Source organism: Moorena sp. SIO3H5, from assembly GCF_010692395.1.
Lineage (GTDB): Bacteria > Cyanobacteriota > Cyanobacteriia > Cyanobacteriales > Coleofasciculaceae > Moorena.
Genome location: NZ_JAAHHS010000515.1, coordinates 1 through 4,709, shown reverse-complemented (window position 1 = coordinate 4,709; position 4,709 = coordinate 1). Strand labels below are relative to the sequence as shown.

Genomic DNA, 4,709 nt, shown 5'->3' with positions numbered 1-4,709 from the left:
CTTAAACTAAGAGACGGAATATCTGGTCATATCTCGTCTGATAACCCTCTCGATTGATCAACGGAAAGTCGAAGTGTAATACTTTAAGAAGACGGTAAAAACCTTAAGGCTTAAGGTAACAAACATTCCAGTTTCTGAGTAATTGATCGAGCGATGCAGCGCCTTCACGCGGGGGTTTCCACGGGGCTGGAGAGCGATGCAGCGCGGTCTTGGGGGTTTCCCCCACTCGCGCTTTGCATCAAGACAGGTGCGGACGCAGGTTCCGCACACAGAACCCAAACCATGAGCGACTGCATCAAGACAAAGGAATTGTTTCAGACTTGGCCTTGGCCTATTGGCCACGCGTGCGCGTTTGGCCACGCTACGCGAACAGATTTGCTGACTTTACCAATCTCAAGTTCCCCTAATCCTAGATTACCCCAATGGTTCAACAACCTAAGCTTGACTATTCCGTTATCTGGGTCAACCGCATGGCAGATATTCCCCAATCCGCTTGGGATGACCTTGCCCAACCCCTTTTGACTCCTTTTCTCGAGTGGGAATGGTTGAATAATATTGAAACATCTGGTAGTGCTACTGCTAAAACCGGTTGGTTGCCCAATCACCTAACGGTGTGGCGAGATAGACAGCTGATCGCTGCTGCACCTATGTATGTCAAAGGTCACAGTTACGGAGAGTTTGTCTTTGACCAACAGTGGGCGGATTTATCCTACCGCTTGGGTATTTCCTACTATCCGAAGTTGTTGGGTATGACACCATTTACCCCAGCGGTAGGCTATCGGTTTTTGATAGCACCGGGAGAAGATGAAGATGAGCTGACAGAAATCATGGTAAGTGCCATCGATCATTTTTGCGATCGCAATCATCTGTCTGGTTGTCACTTCCTCTTCGTTGACCCGGATTGGCGACCAGTGATTGAACGCAATGGTTTTAAGAGCTGGCTACATCACAGCTATATTTGGCAAAACCAAGGTTTTAGCAGTTTTGAGGATTACCTAAAGGTCTTTAATGCTAATCAACGCCGCAATATTAAACGAGAACGCAAGGCTGTAGCCAAAGCAGGTCTGACCCTGAAAATCTTCACCGGGGATGACATTGAAAAATCCTTGTTTCCCTTAATCTACAGCTTCTACAGCAGCACCTGCGATAAATTTATGTGGGGTAGCAAATATCTCACGCGCCAATTTTTTAAGCAATTGTATCCTAACTACCGTCAGCGAGTGGTATTAATTGCTGCTTACCAGGAGGAGGATGACCAAAAACCAGTGGGAATGTCCTTTTGTGTTAATAAGGGCAATCATTTGTATGGTCGTTATTGGGGCTGTTTTGAAGAATTTGACTGCTTACATTTTGAAGCCTGTTACTATGCACCGATTGAGTGGGCAATCGGCCAGGGCATCACCATGTTTGACCCTGGTGCTGGTGGGCGTCACAAGAAGCGTCGTGGTTTTCCAGCAACTGCTAACCATAGTGTTCACCGATTCTACGATAAACGCTTTGATCGGATTTTTCAAAACTATATCGATGAGGTTAACCTCATGGAGCGTGAGGAAATTGAGGCTATTAATCAAGATTTGCCCTTTACCAAGCGCGAGATTAACTTTCAGATTCCGGATTGATTAGCAGTTGAGGAGTATTTTGAATAAAAGTGGCTTTTGCACAAAGCACAGATTGGCCAAAGGCCTCAGCTTCCGCGCTTATGCGATCAGATTTCCCGGATCTGAATTGAGATCAGGTCTTTACATAAGGTCATTAGGTGTGCTATTATTACCAATTCCTAGCATACAAATCAGGTATTGCTCAGCCCAACTACAACAATAATGAGTAATTTTCGCCAATGCTCACCCTATGACCTGCTAGCCCTGGCTGTCGATGAAGCGTCGGAGGGAAGACACGCAGCTGCATTGCGTTATATGACCATGGCTGTAGAGCGTTCTAAGCTTCCAGAATACGCTAGTGACGCTCAAACCTTTATTCGGTTGCACAAAGCCACAGGGAATTTAGTACAAAGCTGCCTATCCAGCCCTGAAGAAGAAAATCCAGCTAGGCTTTACTTTATCTTAGACAAGGGACGCAATGCGATTCGGATCGGTTACACTACTAACCCCAATGGTAATATTAGAGGGCTTGAAACTAAGAGTGTAACGACTTTAGAACTAATAAAAATTATCCCAGGAAGTGCTAAGATGGAAACCGATTTTCACAGGAAATTCCAACATCTTAGGATTTCTGGGGAATGGTTTGATGCGACTCCAGAAGTGATGAGATATATATCATCTCTTTGACACTATCAACCCCACAGGAGCCTCACATATCTCCCGATCTCGGAGAGATTGGGCTAGCATCGGAGTAGTTCTTAACCAAGGGTGCTAACACCAAGGGCTCTAAGTCTGTGGTTTTAGTATGCCATTGACTCTGGCATGATTTACCTTCCTTTACTCCTGTTTTTATTTTTAATTGGACCAGTACTAGCTGCTATTCCTGTCCGTCGTTCTGTTAAACTTTGGCAACACTGGAGTTTGATTGGAATTTGTATTATCTTCGGTATTCTACCACTTTTGCTTACTTTTGGTGGACTCCAATTGGCAGAGTTGTTGGGCTGTGAATCGGTAATGATTACATTTACTTGTCCGCAAAAGCCTTGGCTTGGGAATATTTTTTCGTTTATGACTTTTTCTCATTGGTTTGCAATCTTGACAATTCCCTCTGGATTTGTGGGTACTGTAGGATTGGTGATTACCTTAGTACAGCGTTTGAAAAAGTCAGATGATGAGATTTCAGGGAGCACAAGAAACCGGTTTACGAGGAGCAGACGCCATAAGATAATTGCTGGGGTTTGTGGAGCCATTGCTCAACGGTTTAGGATTTCAGTTCTGGCTGTACGGATTGTGACGGTGGCAGTTTCGATTGTGATTAGCCCAATTGGCCCGATTATAACGCTGTTTTATGTCTGGATCTGGTTAGCATTTCCCTTATCCCCTTCCAGGGAAAATGCTTAATCACAGAATTAAACTACTACGAAGTAATCAACAAAAGATTTAATGGTAATAGGCAAACATCTAAATTATTGCCCATTACCAATTGATGAGTTTTTAACACAACTCGCTGACAGCTGAAGGCTGACAACTGACAGCAAAATACTTAGGAAAAACCTTGATAGAAAAAGTAGGTAACCATCGGCACAACTGTAGCAACAACTAAAATAACTACAACCCAAAGAGTAGCATTGCTCTCTTGAGTTTCTTCTGCACTCTTAAAGTTGCCAGCAATGTTAATGTCTTCTTCCAATACAGGAGCACCGGGATCTGCTTCGCCAGATAAGACAGCTACTATGCGATCGCTTACATCTAAGAAAGCCTGATTATACTTGTTGCCATCCCGCAGCGGCACCTGTAGGGTTTCAGAAGCCACACTTTCAGCAATGTCATCAGACATAATTTCCTTAACGGAATTGCCAGTAACGATAGCACTGTTATTGGTGACAGTATCCAGCACTATCAAGGTTTGATTAGCTTGGTCTTCTGGATTACCATACCATTTTTCAAACAACCCTTGGGCAAAGGTTGCTGCTGTTTCACCATAATCTAGGCCGTGGACAGTGACAAGTCTAACTTGATTGCCCGTTGCTTTGGCTAAATCCTCTAAGGATTGAGTCAACTTGCCTTCTGTAAAGCGAGAGAGAACTTCTGACTTGTCAATTACCCAAGTCGGTTCTCCAGCGCTAATGTTAGGCATTTGATAGACATTGATGGCATTGGCTGGTGCTGCAATGATTCCGCTTGCTAACAAGATACCTAAAACAGGGATAATTAGGGATTTAATGTATTTGCGTTGGTTTTGTAGTTGGTTGAGGAGCTGTTTCATAACAAAGCTAACAACAAAGCAAAATAGACTTGTCCCTAAAATACTATAGAAACTGATCATCAACCTAATCGGATTTATGGTCAAGATAATGGTATTTAGCTAATCTGCTAACATATCACCACTCAGGTCTAGGCAATTTAACTATGCTAAACTATGACCCGTTACAATACCTTCCGACTTCAGAAGAATTACCCTCTTCTGATGAAACCCCTGTGGATAATGAACTGCAAGATACCATCCCTCACTTATTGAAATCGATTTTAGCGATAATCTGGTCAGAGCGCAGGGATTGGTTTTTTGGTATAGATATGGGATACTATTACAATCCCAAACCGTCAGCCATAGTGCCGGATGCATTCCTAAGTTTAGCTTCCTCCGCGATTCATCCCACACCTCAATGCGCATTGAGGTGTGGGATGAATCGCGGAGCTGGAACTCTGATAAACAGCCTGAAAAACGTTATAATAAAAATAGCAGGGAAAACAAATTAAGAGCTAACCGCCACCTGCGTGTTTAAAAATAGAACTTTTTGTATTGTTCCGGTGCGGAGGGGCATCCCGTATCGTTAATAAAGCTTGCCGAGTATCCGAACCGTTGGGTGGAGTTGGCAAGAAGCCTACACGCTCACTCGTTCGCGAAGCGGCTCTGTAAGAGCAGAGTCAGTGTAGGAGTATGTCACACTATGCTGACTTAGGGAACTTATCTTGATTGGACTAGGGAGTGGTTGTATTGGTATGACCAAAATGCCAGACGGTATCCCTCCGAAAATGAGAGAAATCAACAGGCTCAGCAACGGGCTACTCAAGCTCAGCAACGGGCTACTCAAGCTCTTGTTGAGCTTGAGA

The 4,709-nt window shown here is 44.0% G+C and carries 5 protein-coding genes; 4 read left to right on the top strand and 1 reads right to left on the bottom strand.

Annotation, left to right across the window (positions count from 1 at the left end; genetic code table 11):
* Positions 1-422: 422 nt before the first annotated feature.
* From F6K52_RS32580 to F6K52_RS32570, 3 genes are all read left to right on the top strand, one after another.
* Positions 423-1,619 carry a GNAT family N-acetyltransferase gene (locus F6K52_RS32580; RefSeq protein ID WP_293088659.1) on the top strand — a complete coding sequence of 399 codons (1,197 nt, stop codon included), beginning with the start codon at positions 423-425 and terminating at the stop codon, positions 1,617-1,619.
* A 201-nt stretch (positions 1,620-1,820) separates the two neighbouring features.
* Positions 1,821-2,285, top strand: coding sequence for a GIY-YIG nuclease family protein (locus tag F6K52_RS32575; protein WP_293088657.1), 465 nt, complete (start codon positions 1,821-1,823; stop codon positions 2,283-2,285).
* Positions 2,286-2,420: 135 nt separating this feature from the next.
* Positions 2,421-2,999 carry a PspC domain-containing protein gene (locus F6K52_RS32570; protein WP_293088655.1) on the top strand — a complete coding sequence of 193 codons (579 nt, stop codon included), beginning with the start codon at positions 2,421-2,423 and terminating at the stop codon, positions 2,997-2,999.
* Positions 3,000-3,141: 142 nt separating this feature from the next.
* Here the strand turns inward: F6K52_RS32570 and F6K52_RS32565 are convergent, their stop codons facing one another.
* Entirely contained in the window at positions 3,142-3,864 is a 723-nt protein-coding gene (locus F6K52_RS32565) for a TPM domain-containing protein (protein WP_293088653.1), read from the bottom strand.
* 143 nt (positions 3,865-4,007) lie between these two features.
* On the opposite strand from F6K52_RS32565, the gene F6K52_RS37155 reads away from it, so the two are divergent.
* Complete coding sequence (locus F6K52_RS37155) at positions 4,008-4,355, top strand: Uma2 family endonuclease (protein ID WP_364420844.1); 348 nt, start codon at positions 4,008-4,010, stop codon at positions 4,353-4,355.
* Positions 4,356-4,709: the final 354 nt, after the last annotated feature.

Bases quoted from the DNA above. Each gene is read 5' to 3' on its own strand.
- F6K52_RS32570 (WP_293088655.1), top strand. From the start codon at position 2,421: ATGATTTACCTTCCTTTACTCCTGTTTTTATTTTTAATTGGACCAGTA.
- F6K52_RS37155 (WP_364420844.1), top strand. From the start codon at position 4,008: ATGCTAAACTATGACCCGTTACAATACCTTCCGACTTCAGAAGAATTA.
- F6K52_RS32575 (WP_293088657.1), top strand. From the start codon at position 1,821: ATGAGTAATTTTCGCCAATGCTCACCCTATGACCTGCTAGCCCTGGCT.
- F6K52_RS32580 (WP_293088659.1), top strand. From the start codon at position 423: ATGGTTCAACAACCTAAGCTTGACTATTCCGTTATCTGGGTCAACCGC.
- F6K52_RS32565 (WP_293088653.1), bottom strand. From the start codon at position 3,864: ATGAAACAGCTCCTCAACCAACTACAAAACCAACGCAAATACATTAAA.